The sequence below is a fragment of the Staphylococcus sp. HMSC14D10 genome (assembly GCF_001808125.1).
Taxonomy (GTDB): Bacteria; Bacillota; Bacilli; order Staphylococcales; family Staphylococcaceae; genus Staphylococcus; species Staphylococcus haemolyticus.
Genome location: NZ_KV792255.1, coordinates 93,928 through 120,922 on the forward strand (window position 1 = coordinate 93,928; position 26,995 = coordinate 120,922).

General features: G+C 32.8%; 22 protein-coding genes, 1 pseudogene and 1 riboswitch. Of the genes and pseudogenes, 5 read left to right on the top strand and 18 right to left on the bottom strand.

The annotated features are described in order from the left end of the window. Nucleotides 1-65: 65 nt before the first annotated feature. The 7 genes and pseudogenes from HMPREF3134_RS07170 to HMPREF3134_RS07200 all read right to left on the bottom strand — a co-directional run bounded on the left by HMPREF3134_RS07170 (nt 66) and on the right by HMPREF3134_RS07200 (nt 9,957). A complete protein-coding gene (locus HMPREF3134_RS07170) occupies nt 66-599 on the bottom strand; it encodes a 5' nucleotidase, NT5C type (protein ID WP_070441805.1) in 534 nt (177 codons plus the stop codon). A 174-nt stretch (nt 600-773) separates the two neighbouring features. Continuing rightward, a complete protein-coding gene (hisC, locus tag HMPREF3134_RS07175; RefSeq protein ID WP_070441808.1) occupies nt 774-1,829 on the bottom strand; it encodes a histidinol-phosphate transaminase in 1,056 nt (351 codons plus the stop codon). 109 nt (nt 1,830-1,938) lie between these two features. After that, complete coding sequence (locus HMPREF3134_RS07180) at nt 1,939-3,453, bottom strand: peptide MFS transporter (protein ID WP_070441811.1); 1,515 nt, start codon at nt 3,451-3,453, stop codon at nt 1,939-1,941. Nucleotides 3,454-3,620: 167 nt separating this feature from the next. Beyond that, entirely contained in the window at nt 3,621-5,135 is a 1,515-nt protein-coding gene (locus HMPREF3134_RS07185) for an ABC transporter permease/substrate-binding protein (RefSeq protein WP_070441814.1), read from the bottom strand. Next, nucleotides 5,132-6,099 (bottom strand): annotated as a pseudogene (locus HMPREF3134_RS07190) (ABC transporter ATP-binding protein). Before HMPREF3134_RS07190 ends, HMPREF3134_RS07185 begins: the two are co-directional and overlap by 4 nt. 184 nt (nt 6,100-6,283) lie before the next feature. Continuing rightward, a complete protein-coding gene (gene recQ, locus HMPREF3134_RS07195; RefSeq protein ID WP_070441816.1) occupies nt 6,284-8,062 on the bottom strand; it encodes a DNA helicase RecQ in 1,779 nt (592 codons plus the stop codon). Nucleotides 8,063-8,076: 14 nt separating this feature from the next. Next, nucleotides 8,077-9,957, bottom strand: a complete 1,881-nt coding sequence (locus HMPREF3134_RS07200) for an ABC-F family ATP-binding cassette domain-containing protein (protein ID WP_070441819.1) — start codon at nt 9,955-9,957, stop codon at nt 8,077-8,079. A gap of 119 nt (nt 9,958-10,076) precedes the next feature. Between HMPREF3134_RS07200 and HMPREF3134_RS07205 the strand changes: the two genes are divergently transcribed. Further along, nucleotides 10,077-10,895 carry a ZIP family metal transporter gene (locus HMPREF3134_RS07205; protein ID WP_070441822.1) on the top strand — a complete coding sequence of 273 codons (819 nt, stop codon included), beginning with the start codon at nt 10,077-10,079 and terminating at the stop codon, nt 10,893-10,895. 218 nt (nt 10,896-11,113) lie between these two features. Here the strand turns inward: HMPREF3134_RS07205 and ltaS are convergent, their stop codons facing one another. The 7 genes from ltaS to HMPREF3134_RS07240 all read right to left on the bottom strand — a co-directional run bounded on the left by ltaS (nt 11,114) and on the right by HMPREF3134_RS07240 (nt 17,920). Continuing rightward, nucleotides 11,114-13,051, bottom strand: coding sequence for a polyglycerol-phosphate lipoteichoic acid synthase LtaS (ltaS, locus tag HMPREF3134_RS07210; protein ID WP_070441825.1), 1,938 nt, complete (start codon nt 13,049-13,051; stop codon nt 11,114-11,116). A gap of 540 nt (nt 13,052-13,591) precedes the next feature. Then, nucleotides 13,592-14,596, bottom strand: coding sequence for a 5-oxoprolinase subunit C family protein (locus HMPREF3134_RS07215; RefSeq protein WP_070441827.1), 1,005 nt, complete (start codon nt 14,594-14,596; stop codon nt 13,592-13,594). Continuing rightward, nucleotides 14,584-15,300 carry a 5-oxoprolinase subunit B family protein gene (locus HMPREF3134_RS07220; RefSeq protein ID WP_070441830.1) on the bottom strand — a complete coding sequence of 239 codons (717 nt, stop codon included), beginning with the start codon at nt 15,298-15,300 and terminating at the stop codon, nt 14,584-14,586. The genes HMPREF3134_RS07215 and HMPREF3134_RS07220 overlap by 13 nt, the downstream gene beginning before the upstream one ends. Before the next feature lie 24 nt (nt 15,301-15,324). Next, nucleotides 15,325-15,531, bottom strand: coding sequence for a hypothetical protein (locus HMPREF3134_RS07225; protein WP_070441832.1), 207 nt, complete (start codon nt 15,529-15,531; stop codon nt 15,325-15,327). Nucleotides 15,532-15,588: 57 nt separating this feature from the next. Further along, entirely contained in the window at nt 15,589-16,197 is a 609-nt protein-coding gene (locus HMPREF3134_RS07230) for an aminotransferase class IV (protein WP_070441835.1), read from the bottom strand. Beyond that, the gene (locus tag HMPREF3134_RS07235; protein WP_070441838.1) at nt 16,198-17,343 is read right to left on the bottom strand and encodes a chorismate-binding protein; all 1,146 of its coding nucleotides are present in this window, start codon (nt 17,341-17,343) and stop codon (nt 16,198-16,200) included. Further along, complete coding sequence (locus tag HMPREF3134_RS07240) at nt 17,327-17,920, bottom strand: anthranilate synthase component II (protein WP_070441841.1); 594 nt, start codon at nt 17,918-17,920, stop codon at nt 17,327-17,329. Before HMPREF3134_RS07240 ends, HMPREF3134_RS07235 begins: the two co-directional genes overlap by 17 nt. Before the next feature lie 155 nt (nt 17,921-18,075). Then, a riboswitch (PreQ1 riboswitch) is annotated at nt 18,076-18,122 on the top strand. 159 nt (nt 18,123-18,281) lie between these two features. Here HMPREF3134_RS07240 and queC point away from each other — a divergent pair. The 4 genes from queC (at nt 18,282) to HMPREF3134_RS07260 (ending at nt 20,806) form a co-directional block, all read left to right on the top strand. Then, nucleotides 18,282-18,953, top strand: coding sequence for a 7-cyano-7-deazaguanine synthase QueC (queC, locus tag HMPREF3134_RS07245; RefSeq protein WP_070441844.1), 672 nt, complete (start codon nt 18,282-18,284; stop codon nt 18,951-18,953). Nucleotide 18,954: 1 nt separating this feature from the next. Next, complete coding sequence (gene queD / locus HMPREF3134_RS07250) at nt 18,955-19,374, top strand: 6-carboxytetrahydropterin synthase QueD (RefSeq protein ID WP_037548465.1); 420 nt, start codon at nt 18,955-18,957, stop codon at nt 19,372-19,374. Then, on the top strand, nt 19,374-20,090 hold the full coding sequence (gene queE / locus HMPREF3134_RS07255; protein WP_070441847.1) for a 7-carboxy-7-deazaguanine synthase QueE: 717 nt from the start codon (nt 19,374-19,376) through the stop codon (nt 20,088-20,090). The genes queD and queE overlap by 1 nt, the downstream gene beginning before the upstream one ends. 104 nt (nt 20,091-20,194) lie before the next feature. Continuing rightward, on the top strand, nt 20,195-20,806 hold the full coding sequence (locus HMPREF3134_RS07260) for a DUF2273 domain-containing protein (protein ID WP_070441850.1): 612 nt from the start codon (nt 20,195-20,197) through the stop codon (nt 20,804-20,806). Between the two features lie 50 nt (nt 20,807-20,856). Here HMPREF3134_RS07260 and HMPREF3134_RS07265 read toward each other — a convergent pair whose 3' ends face one another. The 4 genes from HMPREF3134_RS07265 to HMPREF3134_RS07280 all read right to left on the bottom strand — a co-directional run bounded on the left by HMPREF3134_RS07265 (nt 20,857) and on the right by HMPREF3134_RS07280 (nt 26,994). Next, nucleotides 20,857-21,846, bottom strand: coding sequence for a glycosyltransferase family 2 protein (locus HMPREF3134_RS07265; RefSeq protein ID WP_070441853.1), 990 nt, complete (start codon nt 21,844-21,846; stop codon nt 20,857-20,859). 163 nt (nt 21,847-22,009) lie between these two features. Continuing rightward, complete coding sequence (locus HMPREF3134_RS07270) at nt 22,010-22,849, bottom strand: aldo/keto reductase (RefSeq protein ID WP_070441856.1); 840 nt, start codon at nt 22,847-22,849, stop codon at nt 22,010-22,012. A 239-nt stretch (nt 22,850-23,088) separates the two neighbouring features. After that, nucleotides 23,089-24,465: a hemolysin family protein gene (locus HMPREF3134_RS07275; RefSeq protein ID WP_070441859.1), complete on the bottom strand. Its 1,377-nt coding sequence runs from the start codon at nt 24,463-24,465 to the stop codon at nt 23,089-23,091. Nucleotides 24,466-25,020: 555 nt separating this feature from the next. Next, on the bottom strand, nt 25,021-26,994 hold the full coding sequence (locus HMPREF3134_RS07280) for a PTS fructose transporter subunit IIABC (RefSeq protein ID WP_070441862.1): 1,974 nt from the start codon (nt 26,992-26,994) through the stop codon (nt 25,021-25,023). Nucleotide 26,995 lies beyond the last annotated feature (1 nt).

Below are 26,995 nucleotides of genomic sequence, written 5' to 3' on the forward strand. Positions count from 1 at the left end.
TTATACTAATATAAAAGCGATTAAGGTTAATGATTGGATTATCATACCTTAATCGCTTATTTTAACTACTCCCCTAGAAAGAATGCTTCTACATCTTTCCAACCGTTAACACGTTTAAAACGTTCTTCACTAACATTGTGAGACGCAGTAAAAATGATTGGTTCACCTTCAAATATTTGTAATTGACGAGGATTATCATCTATTAAATAATCAGTTTTCACTACATTTTTACGACCACAGAAGACAAATTGCTGCGAATCTAAAAATGGAAAGAATTCAAGTAACCACTCATATTTATCATGAAATGAAGTTGGAACATCCATAGCTGCAGTAGCAATGTAAACATCATATTGCTCAGTCAATTTCTTAACGACTTCTTGTGCATGAGGCATAACAGTTAAGTTTCTAAAGAAGCCTGGCGCTCTTAAAATATCACGAACTAAACCATCATGCTCTGGTATTACATTTTTAAGCTTTTGTCCATTTAAAGACTCAACTGTAATTCCTAATTCCGTTTTTACGTTAACCGCTTCAATAATTGCACCTAACGTGTCTGCTAATACTTCATCCATATCTATTGCTATAGATTTTCTAGACATACTATCTCTCCCTTAATCATCACCTATATACTTCTAAAGTATAGCAAAAATTTAAAAGGGAGTGCTACAAGACATTTAGAATCTATTGTAGCCCCCCTTGCATAATCAACTTATGATGTACTTCTAAAACTCAACTAATCATTGTAAGTTAAAGAACTTACGTATTTGACCAACTTAATAATCAAAATGTTTTAATACTTCAATCATTCTGTCATTTTGTTCTGGGAATCCTATTGTAATACGAACGCCAGTTGGAAACGGACGTGTGATACACCCCACTTTTAGTAACGCTTCATATAATTCTTGTGCTTTTTTAGTTGCAACAAATACAAAGTTCGTCTGACTAGGTAAGAAATGTTCACTTTGTGGTATCTCAAAGAATTTTTCACGTTCTTTAGCATTTTTAGCTGTAATATCTTTCAAATAAGCTTGATCTTCTAATGCTGCAATCGCTGCGTATTCTGAAATACGAGTGACATTGAATGGTGGTCGAATGATGTTCCACTTTTCAATAGCTTCATTTGTAGCTACGACATATCCTACACGCAACCCAGCTAATCCATATGCCTTAGAAAATGTTCTTAACAGGAATGCATTATCAAAGCGTTCTTGCAATTTCAATGTATCTGGATAATCTTCTGCTGTCACAAATTCAAAGTAAGCTTCATCAATCAATACAGGCACATGACTAGGTACGCGTTCTAAAAAGAGTTCCAATTCATCATGATCGAAATAGGTTCCAGTCGGATTATTCGGATTACATAGCCACACTAAAGCAGTCTCTTCATCGACCTCTTTAATAATATTCTCTAAATCAAACCCACCATTTAGTAGAGGTACTTGAACAACTTCAGCAGATTCTACAATTGCATTATGATAATATTGTCCAAATGTGCCTTCACTTGTAACAATTTTATCTCCAGGCGTTAGCACTGCTCTTGAAATCATCAAGATAACTTCGTCTAACCCCGCACCAAATAGAATTCGAGAAGGATCCACGTTCAAATGTTCACTAATTGCCTTACGTAATGAAGGTGAACCAGTCTCAGGATAATAAAATAACTCATCCAAATGTGCTTGAACTGCTTGCTTTGCTTTTGGAGAAGGACCGTATAAATTTTCATTTGAAGCAAGTTTATATAATTCTCCTTCTATACCGTGTTTTTCTTTAAGTGCTTGTGGTGATAATCCTGGTTGATACGCTGCTAATTGATTTAATTGTTGTTTCATTGCCAACCACTCCTTTTTCAAAAAATTAAAAATGTTTATTCAATTATAAACCTGTTCCCCCTAAAATTGTTAAATTACAAGTCATTGACTAGTTATAATTTATATTAACTTAATGTACACCATTCATCGCTCTCTTAACCATTGGAGAAATAGCTACTAAGATAACACCAATAAGCAGTGTAAACAATCCTGAGTATAAGAAGAACTCTTTCTCACTAATAATCTTAAATAATACAACGATTTGGCTATTGAGACTTTGTGCAGTGGCGTTACTGAGCATCCACAATGCCATCATTTGTGCAGAGAACTTTGCAGGTGCTAGTTTAGATGTTACAGATAACCCTACTGGTGAGATACATAATTCACCTAACGTGATTAAGAAGAAACTTAACACTAACCATATAGGGTGAATCAAATGCGCATCACTATTCAAAGGTATAATCATAACTAAATATGATAAACCTGCAAAGATGGCACCCAATGCAAATTTATATACTGTATTTGGATTATGTCTGCCTAATTTAGTCCATAAACTAGCAAAGACAGGTGCTAACATAATAATAAATACTGGATTGACAGACTGGAACCAAGCTGCTGGTATGTTGAAATCTAACACACCATTAGTCAATTTAGCTAAGCTAAGTTCTGTCTTCTGGTCAGCAAAGTTAGCCAAAACGGTCGAACCTTGTTCTTGAATCATCCAAAATGCAACAGACGTAATAAACAACGGTATGTAACTATAAATTCTAGAACGCTCTTCTTTGTGCGTCTTATTACTTGATAACATATAAACAAAAATACAAATTGGTAACACGATACCTATAATCGTTACAATGACACTGAAACTAGATAAACTCAATTTTCCAATAAATTGCAAGATAAGTAGGATAATTGCGAAAATTATTACGACAGTACCAGTAATAATTGATAATTTTTTGATTTCTTCTTTTCGAAGTGGGTTAGGAACGCTTAAACCAGCCAATCCTAGATTCTTTTTATTTGTAATAAAATAAGTGACTAATCCGATGAACATCCCTATAGCTGCTACCGCAAAACCAAAGTGGAACCCTAGTCTTGTTTGTAAGTAACCTGTCGCAAATGGTGATAGAAAACTACCTAAATTGATACCCATATAGAAAATAGTAAAAGCAGCATCTAAACGTCTATCATTATGGTCATATAATTCACCAACTGTAGTTGAAATATTAGGTTTCAATAAACCTGTACCAATAATAAGAAGTAATAGTGCTATCATTACTACTGTTAAACTACCTGGTATCGTTAACATGATGTGACCAAACATAATTAATATGCCGCCATAAAATAATGCATGTCTTGTACCAATGATTCTGTCTGCTATCCAACCCCCGATGGTACCAGACATATAGATGAGTGCACCATATAATGATACGATTTGTAACGCTATACCCTGCGGTAAGCCGAAGCCACCTTTACTAACTGAATAGTAGAGATAATAAGCTAGAATCGCTTTCATACCATAGTAACTGAATCGCTCCCAAAATTCAGTAAAGAATAGTGTACTTAAACCTTTGGGATGTCCAAAGAATCCCTTTTGAGGCACACTCTTAACAATTTCTTGTCTCGAATAATTTCTAGTATTCACATTCTCCCTCCTAAAAACATACACGCTTTTTGTGTATTTATAGAATAGTGTAATTAAAAATAATTCAGATTACAATTGTATTTACAAATTTTGCTCTGTAAAAAAAGAACAAAACAACGAACTCATGATTAATTCGTTGTCTTGTTCCAACATTTTCACGTGACTATTTATTTTACTAAACCTTCTTTTTTAAGATAATGTTTCGCAACATTATATGGATCTTCATTTTTCACGGTAACTTTGTAATTCATTTCTTGCATCTCTTCATCTGAAATTTTACCCTCTAATTTGTTGAGCGGTTTTTTAATTTCTGGATGTTGTTTTAAGAATTTTTCTTTAAACATTGGTGCACCTTGATATGGTGGGAATACGTGTTTATCATCTTTTAAAACTACCATATCATATTGTTTTAATTCTGCATCTGTTGAATAAGCGTCAATTAAATTAATGTTATCTTTTTCTACTGCAGTATAACGTAATTTAGGCTCCATTTTTTTAACATTAGATAAGTTGAGACCATAAGCTTTCGACACAGCTTTATAACCATCAGGTCGATCATTAAATTCCATAGTGAACCCTGGTTTAATTTTATCTTCAACCTTTTTTAAATCACCGATTGTTTTAATATTATTTTCTTTAGCAAAGTCTTTCTTCACCGCTAAAGCATACGTATTATTATATTTCATAGGTTTTAACATCGTCATGTCATATTTCTTCTCTAGACTTTGTTTAACTTGTTGATATACTGCATCTTCTTTTTTGGATTTTAAATCTTCTTTAGTTAATTCACCTAAAACTGTCCCTGTAAATTCTAAATATCCATCGATGTCGTCTGATTTTAATGCATTAAATAGGAATGATGTTTTACCCATACCATCTTTAACATCAACTGTATCATCCGTTTCATCCTCAATTAAAATTTTGTACATATTCGTAATAATTGAAGGTTCTGAACCTAATTTACCTGCAAGCGTAATTGTGTCACCTTTTTTACCGAAAAGAGGTACAACAACGACTAATAGTATAATAAGAATCATTGCACCTACAGTGATTAGTAGTTTCTTATAAGATAATTTCTCCATATAACGTAGTATTAAATCAAACATAATTGCGAGTAGTGCAGCAGGAATCGCTCCGATAAGGATTAGAGACGTATTGTTACGGTCAATACCTAGTAAAATTAAATCCCCTAGTCCACCAGCACCAATTAATGCGGCTAAAGTTGCTGTACCGATAATTAGAACCATAGCAGTACGAATACCGGCCATCATCACTGGCATAGCTATTGGCAATTCTACTTTAGTCAAACGACGCATCGGTTTCATACCAATACCTTTTGCTGCTTCAATAAGAGACGGATCAACTTCTTTAATGCCAGTATATGTATTTCTCAAAATTGGCAACAGTGCATACACAACTAATGCAATAATAGCTGGCACGCGACCAATACCAAATATTGGAATCATTAACCCTAATAATGCCAATGACGGAATGGTTTGTAATATAGCAGCTATGTTCATAACGACTTCAGATAACCGCTTCGTCTTTGTTAAAGCAATCCCTAATGGCACGGCGATTAAAATTGCGATTAGCAGTGCAATAAATGAAATTTGGATATGTTCCAAGATGGTCGTAAGTACTTCGCCTTTACGATCATTGAGTGTGCTAAATAATTCGCTCATGCTTTAACCCCCTTGTCATTGTCTATCTCAGATAAATACTTAAAGATATCTTCACGTTTTAAGAGTGATTGCGTGGAGGTTGATATATCATTAACAATAACCGCTTCATGTTGGGCTAATGTAGAATAAACTGAACGTAATTGCACATCACTATTGATTTCCGGATAATCATGGTGTGTTTCTTTTTCTGTAAGTGGCGAAGTAATATTAAGATCTTTCAACTGTAAGCTTTCTTTATCTTGTTCTAAATGGCTTCCCATAAACTCTTCTACAAATTTACCTTTAGGCTGATTACGGAATGCTTGTGGTGTATCTATTTGCTCAACATGTCCATTGTTAAGTAAACAAATTCGATCACCTAACTTCATAGCTTCTTGAATATCATGCGTTACAAATACAATTGTTTTTTGATTTTAGTTTGTAATTCTATTAAATCATCTTGTAGTTTTTCGCGACTGATTGGATCCAGTGCACTAAAAGGTTCATCCATCAATATAACTGGTGGATCTACAGCTAATGCTCTTACTACACCAACCCTCTGTCTTTGACCACCTGATAATTCATCTGGTTTACGATCTCGATATTTTTCAGGTTCTAAACCAACCATTTCAAGTAATTCGTCAACACGTTGATCTATATCTTTATCTTTCCATTTTTTCATCTGTGGAACCTGTGCAATATTCTCTTTAATGGTCATATGAGGGAAAAGTGCGATTTGTTGCAACACATATCCAATATCCCATCTCATTTCATAAACAGGATAATCGCTTATTGGTTTATCTTTAAAATAAATATAACCTTCACTTAACGGAATAAGTCTATTAATCATTTTCAAAGTAGTTGTTTTACCACACCCTGATGGACCTATGATTACAAAAAACTCACCCTCATTTATTTTAAAACTTACATCATCAACTGCCACATTATCCCCATAGCGTTTTGTTACATTTTTAAATTCAATCATTTAGTCACCTTCATTTGCTCTACTTATTCAAATAGTCTGCATTCTTATTCCCTATTTAAACATGTTTAATGAGGAATTCATATTAAATTAATCTAAATATAGAAATTACATTTAAAATTAATAATGTGATAATAGAATAAAGGTAAGGTTCGCTACAGAAATAGTAACAACCTTACCTTTCACTTTATATACTCGCTTTATATGAATGTATAATTTCTAAGAATTTTGGACAATAATGTTTCAATTTATAGCTACCAACACCATCTATTGATATCATTTCTTGTTTGGATTCTGGCTTGCGTTTAGCAAACTCTTCTAACGTGTAATCAGAAAAAATACTAACCGGTGCAATATCCAATTTCTCACTTAACTTACGTCGAACTTCAACTAATTCACTGTATAATGCTCGATCTACGCCTTCAACTGTATTGATATAGACTTTTTCTTTGGATTTTTGTTTAAATGGTGTCGTAAATACTTTCTCTTTATTGTTAAGTAACTTTTTAACACTTTCATCACATATTAAGATTTCATCATTTTCGTTTAAAAACCCTTTGAAACGCAATTCATCAATTAAATGACTTAATTCCGAAGTGGTATAATCTTTCATCAAACCATGTGTCGTCAACTTATCATAATCATTATATTTAATATAATCACTTGTTTCTCCACGCAATACTTGAATGATTACGCTATAGCTTTCTTTTTGACGCATGCGTGCGATACAACTAATGATCATTTTAGCTTCTTGCGTCATATCATATGTTTTATTTTGTTGAATGCAGCTACTACATTGCCCGCACTCTTCTAATTTTTCGTTAGGTTCAAAGTAATGTACCACAGTCGCTTCAAGGCATTTTTTCGTTTTCGTGTATTGAATCATTTTAGTGAGTTTCTCACCCATTTTATCTTTATAATCTTCATCAGCCTGTGAAACTGTAATAAAATATTCATGCAATCCTTTATCACGTTCACTAAATAAAAGAATGCATTCACTTTCTAGTCCATCACGACCTGCACGGCCTGCCTCTTGATAATATGATTCTAAATCACCTGGCATATTATAGTGTATAACGTATCTAACATTTGATTTATCTATCCCCATACCAAAAGCATTTGTCGCTATAACAACCTTCACTTTATCATATACAAATTCGTTTTGAGCAGTCTCACGTTCTTTATTTGTTAAACCCGCATGATAAATTGCCGAAGAAACATTGATAACATCTAATACTTCTTGTAATTCCTCAACTTGTTTACGTGTAGAGCAATAGATAATTCCTGCTTGTTCTTTATGTTTCTGCACATAATCTACAACAAATTTCTGACGTTGATAGGTAGGATTCACTTTAAAAATAAGATTCCGACGTTTCGTACTTGTTTTTACTTCATCTCGTCTATCGATGTTTAACTTTTCCATAATATCTTGCTGTACTTCTGCAGTAGCTGTTGCTGTTAGTGCAACGATTGTAAAGTTTTGAGGTAACGTGAATACTTTCTTAATTACACTTTGATAACTAGGTCTAAAGTCATGCCCCCACTTAGAAATACAATGTGCCTCATCAAATGCGATAAGATGAATATCAATTCGACTTAATAAACTTAAAAAATATTGATTATCGAAACGTTCTGGCGCAACATATAAAAACTGAATATGACCTTTCATTAAATCATCTTCGATTTCTTTTTGTTGCTTCTTAGTTAAACTACTATTTAAGAATGCTGCTTTAATCCCCATTGCTTTAAGTTGATCAACTTGGTCTTTCATTAAAGATATTAGTGGACTAATTACAATTGTCGTTCCACCTAACATTAATCCAGGAACTTGGTAGCAAATTGATTTACCACCACCTGTAGGTAATACACCTAAAACATTATGATGATCCATTATTTTAGTTATGATTTCTTTTTGACCAGGTCTGAACTTGTCATACCCAAAATAATGCGATAATGTTGCTTCCATACTTTACATTCCCCTTATTGCTCTTTTAGTTCTTCTAATTCACTCCATCTCGTGATGTCTGTTTCATATGTTAGTTCTAATTGTTCTTTCTCTTCATTTAATTCTTTGATTATGGCATAATCAGCACTGGCCTCAATCATCTCTTCATCTATTTCTTCTAAGCGTGTTTCAGTTTGTTCTATACGATCCATTAAAGTTTCGTATTCTCGTTTTTCCTTATAAGACAACCCTGATTTTTTTCGCACCGTTGTTTTTTGTTTTGGTTGTTGTGCTTGTTTCTCTAGTGCAACTAATTTATCCTGCTCTTTCTTATAAGACTCATAATCTTCAAAGGCACCTACAATACGTTCCATCTTTCCGTCATGAATATACCAGTACTCTTGAGCGACTTTATTTAAAAAATAGCGATCGTGACTAACAGTTATAACTGAACCACCGAAACTACTAATATAATCTTCTAAAATAGTTAATGTTTCTGTATCTAAGTCATTTGTCGGTTCATCCAGTAACAGTACATTAGGTTGATGCACGAGTAATCTTAATAAATATAAGCGTTTTTGCTCTCCGCCTGATAATTTGTATATCTTCTTACCATGTGTTGAGCTTGGGAACAAGAAACGTTCTAGTAATTGAGTTACAGAAATTGAAGTTCCATCCTTCTCTTTAGCCACTTCACTCTCTTCTCGTAGATAATCAATCATACGTATATCTCTATCTAACGTTTCTTCTGTTTGTTTAAAGTATGCTACTTTTACAGTTTGGCCAATTTTAAGTGTGCCTGTATAATCGTTCTCTTCTCCGCTTAAAATATTTAATAACGTGGTCTTTCCAGCTCCATTTGGCCCAACTATACCAATACGTTGCCCACTTTGAATAATTTCAGTAATGTCTTCAAATAATGTTCTGCCGTTAATTTGTTTTGAAAGTTGTTCCAACTCATACACTTGTTTGCCTAATCTTGAATACGCTAGATTCAGTTGCCCTTTATCTTGAACGTGTTGAGCTTGTACTTCTGATTCCAAATCATTAAAACGATTGATTCTTGCTTGTTGCTTTGTCGTTCTTGCCTTGGCGCCAGCTCTCATCCAAGCTAATTCTTGTTTATATAAAGCCTTTTGTTTTTCTTGTTGTTTTTGTTCAATAATTTCATTTTCTGCTCGCATTGCTATGTAATCTTCATAATTACCTGGATAAGATTTTAATTTACCTCGATCTAATTCAATGATTCTACTCGCAATTTCATTTAAAAAGTAACGATCATGGGTTACGAACAATACAGTATGAGGGTACTGCTTCACATAATTAATTAGCCATGTTATGGATTCAAAGTCTAGGTGGTTTGTAGGTTCGTCTAATAATAATAAATCAGGTTGTTCAATAAGCGTTTTAGCTAGCACAACACGTTTTTGTTGACCACCTGACAGTTCGTTCACCTTTTTAGTCGTATCATTAATACCTAGTTTAGATAATATGGTTTTAATTTCAGCATTATAATCCCATGCACTATTTCGGTCCATAGCCTCTTGTGCTTCCATCATCTTTTGAAAATGCGCGTCATCTTGTTGTTGTGTATATGCATTAACTGCTTCTTCGTAAGCTTTTATAATTTGAAGAGTCGTTGTGTCTGAGCTAAGTACAGCTTGAAAAACAGTCATATCTCCATCTAGATCCTGCTTTTGAGAAGAATATCGTATACGATATTGATTAGGATGCGTAATATCAGCTGTATAATCATCATCTATATTCCCGATAACTTTAAGTAGAGTACTTTTACCAGTACCATTTATTCCAACCAATCCTATTCTTTCATGTTCAGAAATAGATAGGTTTAAATCATCGAAAATGATTTTATCCGCATATGATTTATTTAAGTGCTCTATTTTATACGCTTCCATGCATCTACTTCCTTTTCCAAATCGAAATATCGAATTTTTTAAATATTTTTGATAAGCTTAAATCAGTTCTATATATTATACACCTTTTTAGGCTTAAATGATACAAGGAGACAAGAGTTATGATTGACTTTTTCGAAAATTTACCGCCTTATTTACAGGCGCTTTTAGCAGGTATTATTACTTGGCTACTCACAGCATTAGGTGCTGCTTCTGTATTTATATTTAAATCCGTAAATGAACGAATACTAACATCTATGCAAGGATTTGCTGCGGGCATTATGATAGCTGCCAGCTTTTGGTCTTTATTACAACCCTCTATTGACTATGGTAAAGATGGTAGTTTACCTGCTTGGTTACCTGCTGCAATTGGCTTTTTATTTGGTGGTATCTTTATACGTGTCCTCGATTCAGTTATTCCTCATTTACATCAAAGAATTGGCGATAAGAGTCAGTACCGCGAGGGTGTTAAGACTTCTTTAAGTAAGAATACATTATTAGTACTAGCTATTACGTTACATAATATTCCAGAAGGACTATCGATTGGTGTTGCTTTTGGTGGTATAGCAACTGGAAATAGTCAAGCTACATTCCTAGGTGCTTTAGGGTTAGCAATTGGTATAGGAATACAAAACATTCCGGAAGGTGCAGCATTATCTATGCCTATTAGAGCGGCAGGCGCGTCTCGTTGGAAAGCGTTTAATTACGGACAAGCTTCTGCGATTGTAGAACCTATCTTTGCTACTATTGGCGCTGCATTGATTTTAGTTATTACACCTGTTTTACCTTATGCATTAGCTTTTGCAGCTGGAGCTATGATATTCGTTGTTGTTGAAGAACTTATACCTGACTCACAATCTGGTAACAACACGGATTTAGCAACACTAAGTCTAATGTTAGGCTTTACAATTATGATGATTTTAGATGTAGCGCTTGGATAAAATTTGCAATTATCACAGATATTTAAATTAACTATTAATCAGCAATTATTTAAATGACAGCATCATTTAAGACATGTATCTATAGCATCAACTATATATTGCAACTCAACATGTTGCACATAATCAAAATCATATTAAAAAAGACAATTTCTATTTATTTCAATAGAAATTGTCTTTTTTCATTAGTCTAGAAATTTTATATTATAGACTCTACTTGATTATTTTTGGTTCCCTTTAGGACCAGTTTTGTATTCATATTTAGACGGGTCAATTTTTTTGAAATCAGGATTTTTATAGAATCTGAGCAAGTCACCATTTAAGACATTGTCACTCATTTCTAAATCTTTCTCAACCTGTTTCTTATTCTTATCTAAATCTTTAGGTTCCGTTTCTAATAATTCATTAGTTTTATTAGAATATGCTTTACCGTTTACATATTTGTAATCTTTCGTAATGAAATCACCATTACGGAATGGAATTACATCATTATGATCTTTAGATAACATGTCAGTACCAAACATTAAGAAGTTTTTAGAGTCAATTCCTACTAAATGTAATATAGTAGGCATAACATCCATTTGACCAGCATATGTCTTATCTACTGTACCTTCTTTACCAGGAATTTTTAGCCAGAAACCTGTACGGTTTAAGTCCATAAATTTCGCTGGCGTAATCTTTTCACCTAATAATTTTTCCATCGCATTATTATGGTTCTCTGAAATACCATAATGGTCACCATAAATCATAATAACTGAATCGTCGTATAAACCTTTCTTCTTAAGATCTGTTACGTACTCTTCAAGTGCTTGGTCTAAATAATGCGCTGTTTGAATGTAACCATCAACAGTTGAATCACCTGTATTAGGTTTATCAATATCTGCATCTTCCTCACTCAATGTGAATGGGTAGTGGTTTGTTAATGTAATTAAGTGTGAATAGAATGGTCCTTTCATTTTAGATTGATATTCTGCTGACTCTTTAAAGAACGGTTTATCTTTTAAACCTAAGTTAACAATATTATCGTCAGACATATCATAATATGTTGCATCGTAGAACTTATCAATACCAAAATGTTTATAAACTTGGTCACGGTTCCAGAATGTTTTGTAGTCACCGTGCATAACATCAGAAGTATAACCTTGCTTTTGATCTAATATAGCAGGTAATGATTGGTAAGTATTATCACCTTTTAATGAATATGCAGAACCTTGTGGTAAACCATAAAGGCTGTTATCCATTGTGAACTCAGCGTCTGATGTTTTACCTTGACCAGTTTGATGGAAGAAGTTTGGATAATATCTAAAATCTTCGTTACCTGTCGATAATTTATTTAAGAACGGTGTTACTTCTTTACCATTAACCTTTTTATTGATTAAAAAGGTTTGGAAACTTTCTAGATGTATTTTAATAATATTTTTCTTCATAGCAGCACCAAAATACTCTGAATTTGGTGTTGTATTTTTTTGTTTCGTGTAATTCAATACTTTAGTTAGGTCATCTTCAGAAGCCAATGCTTTTTGTTGGTTATTCTGGATCGTTTTAACGCCATCATAAACTGTAAAGTTATATGGACCTAAATACTTCACTAAATATTTATGGTCAAACGTACGTGTTAATAACTCAGGACGATCTGTTTCAGCAAAAGCTAAGTTCAAGAAGAATAATGCTACTGAAGCAGCCATTACACCCGGTACAAACTTTTTACTGAAGACACGCTTATCTAACCAACTTCCTTTGAAAATAAGGATAAATAGATAAATAATAGTATCTATAAAGTAAACAAAGTCATACCATTTAAATGATGCCCCAACAGCACCACCCATAGACTCAACATTCCCCGCTTGATTAAGTGTACTAAATGTTAAAAAGTCTGAGAAGAATCTAAAATAAACTACATTTGCATATAGCAAGAATGATAGTAAAAATCCTCCAATAAAGATGAACCAATATGCTTTTTTTCCTTTAAAAAATAAGAACACACTTAAAATAAGCGCGATTAAACTATATGGATTCATCAATAGTATTAAGTTTTGAACTAGTCCTTTAACACCCAAAGAAAAATCAACATAATATGAAAAATACGTCTTCAATGTCACTGTAAAAACAGTCAGTAAGAAAAACGCAAAAAGACTTATTTTCTTTTTGTGTAAACTCATGTATGTTTCCTCCATTTATAGTTATTCAACTTTGAAGAAATGTTAAAGACTTAACCGAAGACTTAAACACTTACTCAAATATGACCGTTATGCAATTACTTACTAATTTTTAAATTTCGCTATTTTAATTTATTAAGAATATGTCATACACATACATTAAATACAAACGATAATTCACTCTTACATATTTGTCCCATTGACGAACTATCCGTTAGTAATGCCTTATGTATACAATGTTGGATGCTATTCTATTTAATTATTAATAAAATATTAACAAATTATGAACTTTGTAATATTATTGTAATATTGCCCGTAGTTCAATATATAAATATATAGTATTTTTACTCATTTATCAAGAAAAAACATCTTTATATATCGACATCTCAATAGTTTGTCACAAATATATATATAAGTATAATGATGACGCACTGATTTATTTATTATAGTTTCTTATATGATATTTTTAATCAGACTATAGACCTACTCAATCTATTAAAAAAACCGTCTAAATAAGTCGTACATTTAATTAATTATTAACAGTTATTTCATCATTTCTAATTGCATTCTGAATTCAATGCCGTGAAACAGTTGATTCATCCAATTGCTAAATTTTACAACATTTTTTTCAGCGGTTTCAATATCAATAAATTGGAATTTCAAACGTGACCCTTGTGGTTTCTGTGCAAGTTTAGTCAAATGATAACTCGCAATCGTTCCAATTTGGGGGTAACTTCCTATTGTATAATGATCGTTTAATAAGATAATCGGTGTACCATCTCTTTTAACTTGAATCGTTCCTCTTTTAACGGATTGATGTGCAGGCATATCATCGTAATATGCTTTTATCTTCTCACCATCTAATAACATACCAACACGATTTGATTTATTAGTTACTTTATATTCGCCTTTAATAAAATGGGATTGCGTTTCCTTATCAAAGTCTTCAGTACCTTTATTAGCGATAACATGAAACACGTCAGAGATATAGTTGAACGACAATGCATAACCATCAATCCCCCAATCAGTAGTACGCTTTTCTTTTAGATTTTCAAACAACTTATGATGACGTTCAGTATATTCTCTTTTCATTTCAACTTCATCGCCACTTTCAAGTTTACGCCCGTGATAGCCACCAATGTGAACATTTAAATCTGTAGAATTCGAACCTAGCCAATTGTCTAATTTAAATCCTCCACCTATAGCAAGATATACACGTGACGTTTTATTTGTTTCTTTAAAAGATAACACATCATCTTTACCTAAAAGGTATAGTTTATAAGGTTTTACTCGCAGGTTTTGTGTATAAGCTTCAAAATTTTGACCTGTTAATGCAATTAAAGTAGGTTCGGTGAATCGAATTTTCGCCATAATATGTGTCATTTCAAGTGTTGCTTCATTCTTGTCATTAGCGACAAGACGATTTGCTATTTCATGACCTAGCGTGTCTAAAGCTCCACACGGAATAACACCTGCATATTCATATCCATGACGCCCGAAATCTTGAAAGCTACTAAACAATCCGGCTTTTTCTATTATGATTGACATGGTTTAAATTCTCCTAATTCAATATCTTTGCGTTTTTCTGGTTTGAAAGTGACATTATCTCCTAATTTTAGCAGTGTAAAATCTTCTTGTTCAGGGGTAAATAACGTCATAGGCGTGTACCCTATCACTAACCAATCATTATATGTATCAGTTGTAACAATCCCACATTTTTTTCCTTCAATAATAACTGAACCTGCAGTAACAAGTTTCTTCTTATTACTTGTATGATTAACATACAATGCTTCATTCATTCCAGTTAAATATGGAAAGCCAGGAGCATAGCCCATCATAGAGACAAAGTAAGCATTATCAGAATGTAATTGAATAAATTCATCTTTTGTTAATTTGTAATACTCTAGCAAGTCCTGTAAATCGGGACCAAATTCATCACCATAAATAATAGGAATTTCATAGGTCGTGCTCTCATCTTTGTTCATTTCTAATTGTTTTATTTCTTCTTGTATAGATGTTACTAATGCCTTCATATATTGAAAAGGTGAAGTAATATTATGATGTTTAATCATATCTCGAGCATCATAGCAAATCATCATATCTGATTCAGTAGGAACAATTTCAGTTATAAATGGTAAATCTTTCTTTAATAAATGATTACGTACTGCGATTAACTCAGTTGTTACATTTTTAGATACTTCTTTTTCAACCGCAATTACAATTGCTTGATCTCCCTGACTATAAATCTTCATAACTCCACCTCAAAATAATTATATTTAGTGATGATAAAATATATTTAGAAAATCAACCACATAAGGAATGATTGAATTAATTAAAAAATAAATGAATACACATTGAATTAAAACGGTAACGGTTGCCACAATACGTGCCTTAATGAGTGCATTATTATTTAAATATCGATCTGCTAAATATTTACTTATCACATTTAAAATCACAATAATTACAATCCATAATATTGCCATAATTCACTCCGTTAGTTCGTTTTTATCAATAAATACGCATATACTTCCAATATTATTTTATAGATAAATAGACACATCGGCAACCTCTCGTAAACTATTTAGTAAATAGATACGTACCTGCTGATTATTTAATTTCTCGCTGAGTTCTGTTTTAGTATAATTTTTGATTGAAAGTTTTCCTTCATCTATAAGAGATTGACGCATGCACCCCAATAAAAAGTCGTTGTCATAACTCGGCGTATAGTATGTACCATCTTCCTCTATCATGATATTACCAATATCAAATTCCAGAATTTTACCTTTTTCATCATATAATAATATTAAATCTGTCTCATGATTGTGTGCTAAATGCTGGCGTTCTGTAGTTTTGTTAATGATATATCGTTCGTTATAATGCGTTTGAACTTGCTGAAATTTAGCCGTAAACAGCGACTTTTGAGATAAAGGTTTAATTACATAATTCATATCGCCAGTTTTATCTATTTCTATTTTAAGCCGGAACGTGCCCTGTTGATGATTTTTTATAACCTCTTTTACAAGATGTAACCAGTTCTCCTTTGAAAAGGCATAACCCAAACGTCCACATGATTGTTGTATTCGATTAATATGATATTGAAGTCTTGGAATTTCACCATTTTCCAGACGCATCGTTTCAAACAAGTTCATTTATAACACCTCCAATATCTTTGTTTTATCTCGAAACTCTTGTACTTCTTTTTCAGGTATAGAATCAATTGTAATACCTGCACCTACACCGTAATGAACTTTCTCATTTCGATACTCAAGCGTTCTAATTGGAATATTAAATATCATTTTATCATCCGGAGATAATAATCCAATTGTGCCACAATAAATATATCTAGGATTAGACTCAAGCGCTTTAATGTATGACATCGTATTAAGTTTCGGTGCGCCCGTAATGGAACCACATGGAAACAGCGCTTTTAAAATATCAGTCAAACTCGTTTCGGCTTCTAATCGACCCGAGACCATACTCGTCATTTGATAAACAGTCTTATAACTTTCTATAAAGAATGGCTTATTAACGTGTATAGTTCCTGGCTTAGAAATTCTAGAAATATCATTACGCAATAAATCAACAATCATTACATTTTCAGCACGATCTTTAAGAGAGTTCTTCAATATGTCATAATTCATCAAATCTTCATCTTTATTAATACTACGTGGCATTGTCCCTTTCATCGGTTTACTTACGACTACATTTTCTTGGTTATTAAATGCCCCTTTTTGAAAGAATAATTCAGGAGAAATTGAGGCAACTTTAATCTCTTCTAAATCTAATAATGCAGTATAACCACCATTATTTGTCTGAGTTAAATAATAATATAAATCAGAGATTGGGTAATGGATATCACTAACTAAACGTGTTGTATAGTTCACTTGATACGTTTCTCCATCAGTGATTGCGTCTTGAACTTGTTTAATCTTATCTTGCATTTCTGCATCACTCTCCAAAAAGCGAAACTTATGTTTAGGTATGTAGCTTTGTGAAAGATTGTTAGACAGATGTTTAGCCATATTAGGATTGAAACTATATGCAAGAGCTATGACTTGATTATTATCCAATTCATGCGTAGCCATTTCTTGATTAAAAAATTTTGCCGCTTCATATGTAAGATAAAGTGCTACGTAACGTCCGTTTGATTGTTCATCTTGAGCAAAGCGAACCACTGCACCGATGTCATTCAAAGTGTAAGCCACCTTTTTAGAGGCATACGTGTCAAAATTCAATGCTACTGTTTCAAAATGGTCAGGTGTCGTATAGTATCGATAATTAAATGCGATTTTCATAGTCTATCTCCACCTTTTCTAAAAATAGTCGTATCTGTTCATGACCATATTCACTTAAAATAGATTCAGGATGATACTGAACGCCATAAATAGGATATTTATTATGTTCAAAAGCCATTATAATCCCCTCTTCGTTATAAGCTGTCATATTTAAAACGGTAGGAATATGATTTTTATCTGCAATGAGTGAATGATATCTCATTACTTCAAACGATTGAGGTAGTCCTTTAAATAGTCCAGTTCCTCTATGAGTTAATGTTGTGGTATGACCGTGAACCGGCTTTAATCCATGAATAATTGTACCTCCATAATATTCATAAATAAATTGGAAACCTAAACAGACACCTAATATAGGAATTCCACCCTCAAATTGATTCATAATTTCAGTTAAAATTGGATAGTCACTAGGTTTACCTGGACCTGGCGAGATGACAATTGCCTCTACGTTAGATGACCTTAATAAATCAACGGAAACGTCATCTACCTCGTATACAACTATCTCTTTATCAGTTTCTGTCTTAAAATAATCTATTAAATTATATGTAAATGAATCTTTATTATCTATAACTATAATCATTTATGTCGCTCCAACTCTATGTTAAATAACTTCATCTATAACCTTATTATAATTAATAATTATTTGGAAATGTAAGGGTTTACTATTTATATTGCTTTAAAATATAGCTTGATTTTAAGAAGTGAATATATTACGCTAACTAGCGTACTAAAAACTCAAAAGAGGTTCCTAGCTGAAACCCTCTATAAAAAACTAGACAATAATCGAAATATTTAGTTTGAAGGTAACATTACTTTTATATAACTAATTGAAATGTTTCTAAGTCTATCTTTTTTATAGAGATAGACTTTTTTATGTTCTCATGGCTAGGTTAGAGACGGCATAAAGTATGATCTAATCTTTTCAAAAAAGGAGAATATTCATGACAAATCAAAATTTAAACAAGGACAAAGCCATTGTAGTATTTAGCGGAGGGCAAGATAGCACAACGTGTTTATTTTACGCTAAAAAACATTTTAAAGATGTTGAATTGGTAACATTTAATTACGGTCAACGACATGATGCAGAAATTGAAGTTGCTACACGCATCGCAAAAGAGCAAAATTTAAAACATCATATTTTAGATATGTCACTATTATCACAATTAACTCCAAACGCCTTAACACAACATGATATGGACATTGAAACTGGTGAAGACGGTATTCCAAACACGTTTGTACCAGCACGTAATTTATTATTCTTATCATTTGCTGGTGCATTAGCTTATCAACGCAATGCCAAACATATTATTACCGGGGTTTGTGAAACGGACTTTTCAGGTTATCCAGACTGTCGTGATAGCTTTATTAAATCAATGAATGTAACGCTTAGTTTATCTATGGATAAAGACTTTGTTATTCATACCCCTTTAATGTGGTTAGACAAAGCACAGACATGGGAACTTAGTGACGAATTAGGTGTTCTAGATTATATTCGACACAATACACTTACATGCTATAACGGTGTTATTGGTGATGGTTGTGGAGAATGTCCAGCATGTCAATTAAGACAACGTGGTCTACAACATTATTTAGAAATAAAAGGAGCGAATTAAAATGATTCAACAACTTTATCCGTCAGTTACCCACCCCTATAGTTTTGAACTTAATAAAGATTTTAATTTTTCAGCTGCGCATTACATTCCAAGTGAAGATGCCGGTAAATGTATGAGAACACATGGACATACTTACTTTGTTAATTTAACAATTGCAGGGGATAAACTCGATCATAATGGTTTCTTAATCAATTTTAGTGATTTAAAAAAACTAATCCACGACCAATTCGATCACTACTTATTAAATGATTTACCTCAACTTAAAGATAAGAGTCCTTCAACTGAAGTTGTAGCTCAAACAATATATAAAATGGTCCAAACTCATCTACAAAACTGTGATAATCAACCTCAATGTGTTCAAGTTTATCTACGTGAAACGCCGACTAGTTATGTCGTATATCGCCCAAAGGAGTATAAATAATGGCTGCTAAAATTCCAGTACTAGAAATTTTTGGACCTACGATTCAAGGTGAAGGACGTGTTATAGGTCGCAAAACGATGTTTGTTAGAACTGCAGGCTGTGATTATCGTTGTAGTTGGTGTGACTCTGCTTTCACTTGGGATGGAAGTGCTAAAGAAGACATTCAGTTAATGACAGCTGAAGAAATATATAATCAACTGAAAAAAATCGGCGGTGACCGTTTTGATCACGTTACGATATCTGGAGGTAACCCAGCACTAATTAAAGGTATACAAGATTTAGTGGATTTATTTGAAGAAAAACAGATATACACTGCTTTAGAAACTCAAGGAAGTAAATTCCAACCATGGATGAGACAAATTAACGATTTAACTATAAGTCCTAAACCACCAAGCTCCAATATGAAAACTAACATTGACATATTAGATAGTGTAATCGAACAATGCATTGAATCAACGCTTAATTTAAAGGTAGTTATTTTTGATGATGATGATTACGAATTCGCCAAAATGATACATCACCGATACCCAAACATTCCTTTTTACTTACAAGTAGGTAACCCCTACCTAGATGATGATGTTGACAACCATACAGAGAAACTTTTGAGTCGTTATGAAGCATTGGTTGATAGAGTGATGGCTAGTAATGATATGAACCAAGTTTATGTTTTACCACAGTTGCATACGTTACTGTGGAGTAACAAAAAAGGTGTTTAATAATTACTTTATAAATGAAAAATATTTTTTAAGTGTTTTGAAATGATTAAGTTTGTTTTAATTGGTATAATGTTCTAATGAACTATGTGAGATAGGAGTACAGCATGATTATATATGTATTGATTAATATCGCCGTAGTGCTTGGTGTACTCGGCTTTGACTTATATAAGCACCAATTCAAGCAACTTAAATTTAGCTCCGTATTAATAGCAATAACGATTAACGCTTTAATTAATGCTATCGTCATCGACAAATTTAATTTTATAACATTATGCTCAATCGCTTTTTTTATATGTTGGTTGGGACTTCAATATTACTTGAATCATCAACACTATACACTTATTATTTATGAGTATAAATCGATTGCCTTGATATTTTCTATCATAATAAGTTGCTCATTATTTATTACCTATGAATCAAGTGATCAATCCATTTACATGTCTGTTCCATACTTAGCGCCAACAATATTCTTAATAGGTGCTAGTGCGATATTTTTAGGTACTTTCTCTAGAGGAGAACTTGGAATTTTTAAATTTATAAAAAAGCTTAAATTTCCAATTACTATAGGCTATATGCTTATTATAATTTCGATTGTATTATTAACTATTTTGACACCATTCTGGTATATCTTCTTAATCATTTATATTCTTTTAGGTATCTATCTAGCATGGCAACTTAAAAATACTAATTTAAAACATCATATAGAAAATAATTAAACGCTTGAAGTTTCATCATTTAAAACTTCAAGCGTTTATTTTGATTTTTATTAATGTACTTTTTCTTTCTCTTGCTCTACTACTTTGAGATCGTGCGTTGGTTCTTTTAAATTTGATGCTTGCACAATATATTTAGGTCGTTGCTTAACTTCATAGTAAATTCGTCCAATATATTCACCTACTACACCAATAGAAATCAATTGAATTCCGCCAATAAGTAATACCGCAGCTATCGTTGTAAAATAACCAGGATTATTAATGCCATTGACCATTATACCTATCAGCAGATACAAGATATAAACGATACTTAAACTGAATATCGTCATTCCTAGATAAATCATCGCACGTAAAGGTTTATTATTAAATGAAATTAGCCCATCAATACCATAATTTAATAATTTAGTGAATGTCCATTTAGAATGACCCGCTTCTCGTTCTACATTTTGATATGTAAAGATTTTAGTATTATAACCAATCCATTCAAATAAACCTTTTGAAAAGCGATTATATTCTTTAAGAGAAGCCATTGCTTTAACTGCACGCTGACTCAATAATCTAAAGTCACCGACACCATCTATGAATTCAATGTCTTCGACAAAGCTATTTATCAATTTATAATATAACTTAGTCATTGACTTACGGGCTATGTTCTCTCCTGTTCGATCTCGCTTAGCAATAACTTGGTCATACCCTTCTTGGAATCCTTCTATCATTTGTGGAATGAATTCTGGTGGATGCTGTAAATCTCCATCTACCATCACCACAGCGTCACATTTCACACTATGTTGAAAACCAGCTATCATTGCTGATTCTTTACCAAAATTTCGGCTGAAAGAAATATATTTAACATGCAGATCTAAGCTTGCTAAATGTTGAACATGGTCGATTGTGTTATCTTTACTACCATCGTCGACAAATAAAAGGTCATAATCATACCCTTTGTCCAAGCTATCTTTCATCAAAATTTCAGTCAATTTGTCGTAAGTTTTTGTTACGACTTCACCTTCGTTAAAACAAGGCACAATGACTCTGATTTTCATTAAATTACATCCTTTTCATCATTCTTAGTACTATTTTATCAATAAAATAAATAACTATTCTACTAAAAACTATGTAATTAACAAATAATTAATAAAAATTAAATAAAAAATATACAATCATTCTATAATTTTCAATGTCTGATTCCATTTAATAGAAACCAATTTATTTTAAATCACCTATACTCACTTCATCAGGATCTTTACCTTGACGCGCATTGCGATTTAAACTATCTATTTCAGCTATTTCTGTTAGTTCTAGGTTGAAATCAAATATATCATGATTTTCTCTTATACGTGATGGTGTTTTAGATTTTGGAATGACAACACGATTATGTGCCACGTGCCAACGTAATACGATTTGCGCTGGTGTTTTATCATACGCTTTTGCTAGTTTTGTTATAGTAGGATCGTCTAACAATCCTCTGTTTCTCATTAATGGCATCCATGCAGTAACTACTATATCATGCTTATCACAGAAATCTTGGACTTCTTGTTGATTAAAGTAAGGATGTACTTCAATTTGATTAACTTGAGGTACAATATTAGTTTCACGCATTAATTTTTCTAAGTGATGCACTTTGAAGTTACATACTCCAATTGCTTTTATTTTACCTTCTTCATATAATTTTTCTAATGCCTTATATGTTTCAATATAAAGTTCATTTTTTTCGCAAGGCCAGTGAATTAAATATAAATCGATATATTCTAAACCTAAATTATTTAATGAGCGATTAAAATATTCAAGTGTACTATCATAACCTTGATGGTCGTTCCATAGTTTAGTTGTAATAAACAAGTCTTCACGAGGCACTCCACTATTTTTTAGTGCTTTACCGAGTGCTTTTTCATTGTTATAAAAATATGCTGTATCAAATGCACGATAACCATCATCTAATGCAGCTTGAATCGCTGTTTCCATTTCTTCATCTGTAACCTTATAGACACCTAAGCCAAGTCTCGGCATCGGATAACCATTGTTTAAAATTTGTGTGTCATTTACCATAATATATTCTCCTAACGTTCTTGATAATTTTTAATCTATTAATAATTAGGATAACTCTAATCGAGTGTATTGAACAATTAAAAGGACTGGGACTGAATTCTTTAGAATTCGTTGTCCCAGCCCTCAAAATTGAAAAGAACTGAGAAACACTTCATTTAGAGCGCCTTCTCAGCTCAGTCAGCTTATGCAAATTTGCGATATAGCTTTGTATAATATTAATTCATCCAATACTCTTTAAATTATTCACGACTTTCATCGCTATTATCTTTTTTATCTTCACTTTCATCTTCGACTTTACCGAATGTTAGTCTATTATCGATGAACTCATATTTAAGTACAACCCAAACTAGTTGATGATTGTCCATTTCAGACACAATCCAACGATCATATTGCGTATCGATATGATCTTCAACTTGTAAATTAGTGTTGTGGGCTTGGAGCCAACCACCTATTGTATCAATGTCTTCTGAATCTTCAAATTCAATGTTGAATTTTTCATTGAGGTCATCAAGAAGGACACGTCCATTAATCTGATACGTATCTTCACCAAGTTTAACGATGTCATTTACTTCATCATCATCAAACTCATCACGTATTTCACCGACAATTTCTTCAAGAATATCTTCCATTGTTAAAATACCAGCTGTGCCACCGTACTCATCAATAATTAAACTGATATGTACGTGTTCACGTTGCATTCTAACTAACGCATCACTAATGGGAGTTGTCTCTGAAATCATTGGTAATTCATGGATATAATTATTGATTTTGATAGGTTTCCCAGAAGCATACTCTGTTAAGAATTCTTTAACGTTAATGAAACCTTTAATATGGTCTTTGTCTCCATCCTCAGTAATGGGGTAACGTGTAAATTGATGTTCTTTAATCGTCTCTAATAATTCGTCAACATTAAATGGTTCATTTAAAGTCACCATCTGAGTACGTGGTACCATGATATCTTTTGCATGTCTCTCATCAAATGAAAAGATATTTTGCATATAGTTTAATTCTGTTTGGTTGATTTCTCCACCATTATAACTGTTGTTAATAATGATCTTAATTTCCTCTTCTGACATAGCATCAGTTTGAGCGTCTGGATCAACACCCAACATTCTAATTATCACACGTGCTGAACCATTCATTAACCAAATCAAAGGTTTCATTATATTACCGAAATAGTACAATGGTCTAGCGTAAGTTAGGGCTAATTTTTCTGTATGTTGAATTGCTATAGATTTCGGTGCTAATTCACCTAATACTACATGTAAGTAAGTCACTACGATGAATGAAATTACAAATGAGATTGTTGTAGTTAATGCATCAGGTAACTGTAATAAGTTAAATAGAGGATGCAACAATTTTTCAAATGTTGGTTCCCCTAACCAACCTAATCCTAATGAAGTAACTGTAATACCTAATTGACAGGCTGATAAATAATAGTCAAGATTCGCAATCATCTTTTTGACAATTTTAGCGCTACGATTACCTTCTTCAGCTAATTGTTCAATACGCGTTGAACGTACTTTAACTAATGCAAATTCTGAACCTACGAATACTGTTGTTAATGCTATTAATAGAAAAAATATTACTAAATTTATTAAGGTCACTGTATCCAATTAATTCCCTATTCCTAGGGATTCACCTCCAAATAAATGTGTCCCATATGGGTAACACGAATTTAATTCGTAATGTACTTTGACGATATAAACACATGTTAAGACCTTCCCATTGCGACACCCCCGAAAAAATGTATTACTTTTATTTTATCATATATTAATTACCAATAGTTGATTGTAACGCTTTTGATTAAAAAGTTACAACTTATCATTTAAAACTAATATTGCGTAATAGTCAAGAGAGGACTACACTAAAGCGCTTGGAAGTCACAAAGCATAAATTCTTTATCACTAAAACGCTTTTCTTCCTATGACATACTCTCATATGTCTACCCATTTTTACATATTTTAATGACTCTATATCAATTTGAAATGATAATGTTTTATTATCACTGTAATTTATGACTAAGACAAAAATGAAGTAAGACATAATTCATAATGAATTCATTATCTTGTCTTAATCTTGATAATATAGACTCCTCGTCTAGTTATGAAGAATAAATTAAAGTATTAAAAAATCTCTTGCCCAATTATTAGGGCAAGAGATTTTTATTTCTATTCATCCATAGCTTTTGAAGCTTCAATTTCGTTTTTAGTTACTTTTGGTTTCAATAAACCATACATAATTGCTGAAACAAGAGTACCTACAATTAAAGCAATTAATGTTTGTAAGATATGACTAAAGTCAGTCGCTGCAATAACAATGATACCACCGTGTGGTGCATTGATTCTTGAACCTAATGCTAATGCAATTGCACCACCTACACCTGAACCTACCATCATTGATGGGATCACACGTAATGGGTCAGCTGCAGCAAATGGAATTGCACCCTCAGTGATGAATGATAAGCCCATCACATAGTTTGGCACGATAGAACCACGTTGTTCTTTAGTGAATTTACGTTTAAAGAATATCATTGCTGTTGCGATTGCTAATGGTGGAATCATACCGCCTACCATTGCTGCTGTAATTGGTGCGGCATTTCCTTCTGTCAATGCTGCTGTGGCGAATACATATGCTGCTTTGTTAAATGGTCCACCCATATCGATAGCCATCATTGCACCGATAACTAAACCAAGTAATACAATATTTGAACCTGATAAGCTATTTAATCCATTTAATAATAAGTTATTTAACCATGCTGCTGGCGGGTTAAATGCATAAATCATTAATAAACCAGTGATAGTTACACTTAATAATGGATAAATTAACGTTGGTTTTAAACCTTCAACTGCTTGTGGTAAGCCACGTGTAATATATTTAATACCTTGTGTTAAGTAACCTGCTAAGAAACCTGCAATAATACCACCGATAAATCCAGAACCACCAGAAATTGCTAACATACCGCCAACTAAACCAGCTGCGAAACCTGGTTTATCTGCAATACTACGAGCGATGAAACCTGATAAGATTGGAATGATTAAGGCAAAGGCACTCTTATTACCTATATTCCATAATTGTTCTGCAAAAGCGTTGTGCTCAGAGCTTTTAGGGTCAAATGAGTTAGCCCCGAATAAGAATACAATAGCCATCAAGATACCACCAGCAATTACTAAAGGTAGCATATTTGATACACCGTTCATTAAGTGTTTATAGAACGCTTTACCAAAGCTTTGTTTCTCATTACTTTCACTATCTGTAGATTTAGAGTTACCACCACGTGCTACAAATGGTTTACGACTTGTATCAAGTACTGTGTTAATAAGTTCTTCTGGTCGTTTGATACCATCAGCAACTGGTACTTCAACTACGTTTTTACCGTCGAAACGATCTGTTTCAACATGAACATCTGCAGCTATGATAACACCTGTCGCACGTTCGATGTCTTGTTGAGTTAAATGTTTTTTAATACCGCCTGAACCATTTGTTTCAACTTTCATTTTAACGCCCATTTTATCGGCTTGTTTTTTCAATGCATCGCGAGCCATATAAGTATGTGCGATACCTGTAGGACATGCTGTAACAGCTAATACATAAGGCTCATTAGTATCTGTCGTATTTGCAGAACCACTTGTCGCACCAGCGGTCGCTGCCTCTTGTTCTTGTACTTCTTTTTCCTCTTCTTTAGTTGCTTCATCATCCGCATTATCAATAATTTGAAGCACTTCTTCAGGAGAGTTAGCATGTAGTAAGCTTTCTCTCACTTTATCATCCATTAAAATACCAGATAATTTAGCTAGTGCATCTAAGTGTGTTTGTGCGCCACCTTCTGGAGCAGCAATCATAAAGAATAAATGTGCTGGTTGACCGTCTAAACTTTGGTAATCCACACCTTCCTTAGATTTACCAAAAGCAATGGCTGGAGATTTTACTGCTGCTACTTTTGCATGAGGAATAGCAATTCCTTCTCCAATACCTGTTGTACTTTGTGATTCACGATTATGGATTGCTTCTTTAAATTGAGCAATATCACTTAACTTGCCAGCTTTATCTAATTGATTCACTAATTTATCAATGACACCATTTTTATCAGACGCTGATAAATCCATAGCAATTGTATCTTTTGTTAGTAATTCTGTTATTCTCATT

Coding starts and splice junctions, on each gene's coding strand:
- HMPREF3134_RS07170 (WP_070441805.1), bottom strand. CDS start 599: ATGTCTAGAAAATCTATAGCAATAGATATGGATGAAGTATTAGCAGAC.
- hisC (WP_070441808.1), bottom strand. CDS start 1,829: ATGAAACAACAATTAAATCAATTAGCAGCGTATCAACCAGGATTATCA.
- HMPREF3134_RS07185 (WP_070441814.1), bottom strand. CDS start 5,135: ATGAGCGAATTATTTAGCACACTCAATGATCGTAAAGGCGAAGTACTT.
- recQ (WP_070441816.1), bottom strand. CDS start 8,062: ATGGAAGCAACATTATCGCATTATTTTGGGTATGACAAGTTCAGACCT.
- HMPREF3134_RS07200 (WP_070441819.1), bottom strand. CDS start 9,957: ATGGAAGCGTATAAAATAGAGCACTTAAATAAATCATATGCGGATAAA.
- HMPREF3134_RS07205 (WP_070441822.1), top strand. CDS start 10,077: ATGATTGACTTTTTCGAAAATTTACCGCCTTATTTACAGGCGCTTTTA.
- ltaS (WP_070441825.1), bottom strand. CDS start 13,051: ATGAGTTTACACAAAAAGAAAATAAGTCTTTTTGCGTTTTTCTTACTG.
- HMPREF3134_RS07215 (WP_070441827.1), bottom strand. CDS start 14,596: ATGTCAATCATAATAGAAAAAGCCGGATTGTTTAGTAGCTTTCAAGAT.
- HMPREF3134_RS07220 (WP_070441830.1), bottom strand. CDS start 15,300: ATGAAGATTTATAGTCAGGGAGATCAAGCAATTGTAATTGCGGTTGAA.
- HMPREF3134_RS07225 (WP_070441832.1), bottom strand. CDS start 15,531: ATGGCAATATTATGGATTGTAATTATTGTGATTTTAAATGTGATAAGT.
- HMPREF3134_RS07230 (WP_070441835.1), bottom strand. CDS start 16,197: ATGAACTTGTTTGAAACGATGCGTCTGGAAAATGGTGAAATTCCAAGA.
- HMPREF3134_RS07235 (WP_070441838.1), bottom strand. CDS start 17,343: ATGAAAATCGCATTTAATTATCGATACTATACGACACCTGACCATTTT.
- HMPREF3134_RS07240 (WP_070441841.1), bottom strand. CDS start 17,920: ATGATTATAGTTATAGATAATAAAGATTCATTTACATATAATTTAATA.
- queC (WP_070441844.1), top strand. CDS start 18,282: ATGACAAATCAAAATTTAAACAAGGACAAAGCCATTGTAGTATTTAGC.
- queD (WP_037548465.1), top strand. CDS start 18,955: ATGATTCAACAACTTTATCCGTCAGTTACCCACCCCTATAGTTTTGAA.
- queE (WP_070441847.1), top strand. CDS start 19,374: ATGGCTGCTAAAATTCCAGTACTAGAAATTTTTGGACCTACGATTCAA.
- HMPREF3134_RS07260 (WP_070441850.1), top strand. CDS start 20,195: ATGATTATATATGTATTGATTAATATCGCCGTAGTGCTTGGTGTACTC.
- HMPREF3134_RS07265 (WP_070441853.1), bottom strand. CDS start 21,846: ATGAAAATCAGAGTCATTGTGCCTTGTTTTAACGAAGGTGAAGTCGTA.
- HMPREF3134_RS07270 (WP_070441856.1), bottom strand. CDS start 22,849: ATGGTAAATGACACACAAATTTTAAACAATGGTTATCCGATGCCGAGA.
- HMPREF3134_RS07280 (WP_070441862.1), bottom strand. CDS start 26,994: ATGAGAATAACAGAATTACTAACAAAAGATACAATTGCTATGGATTTA.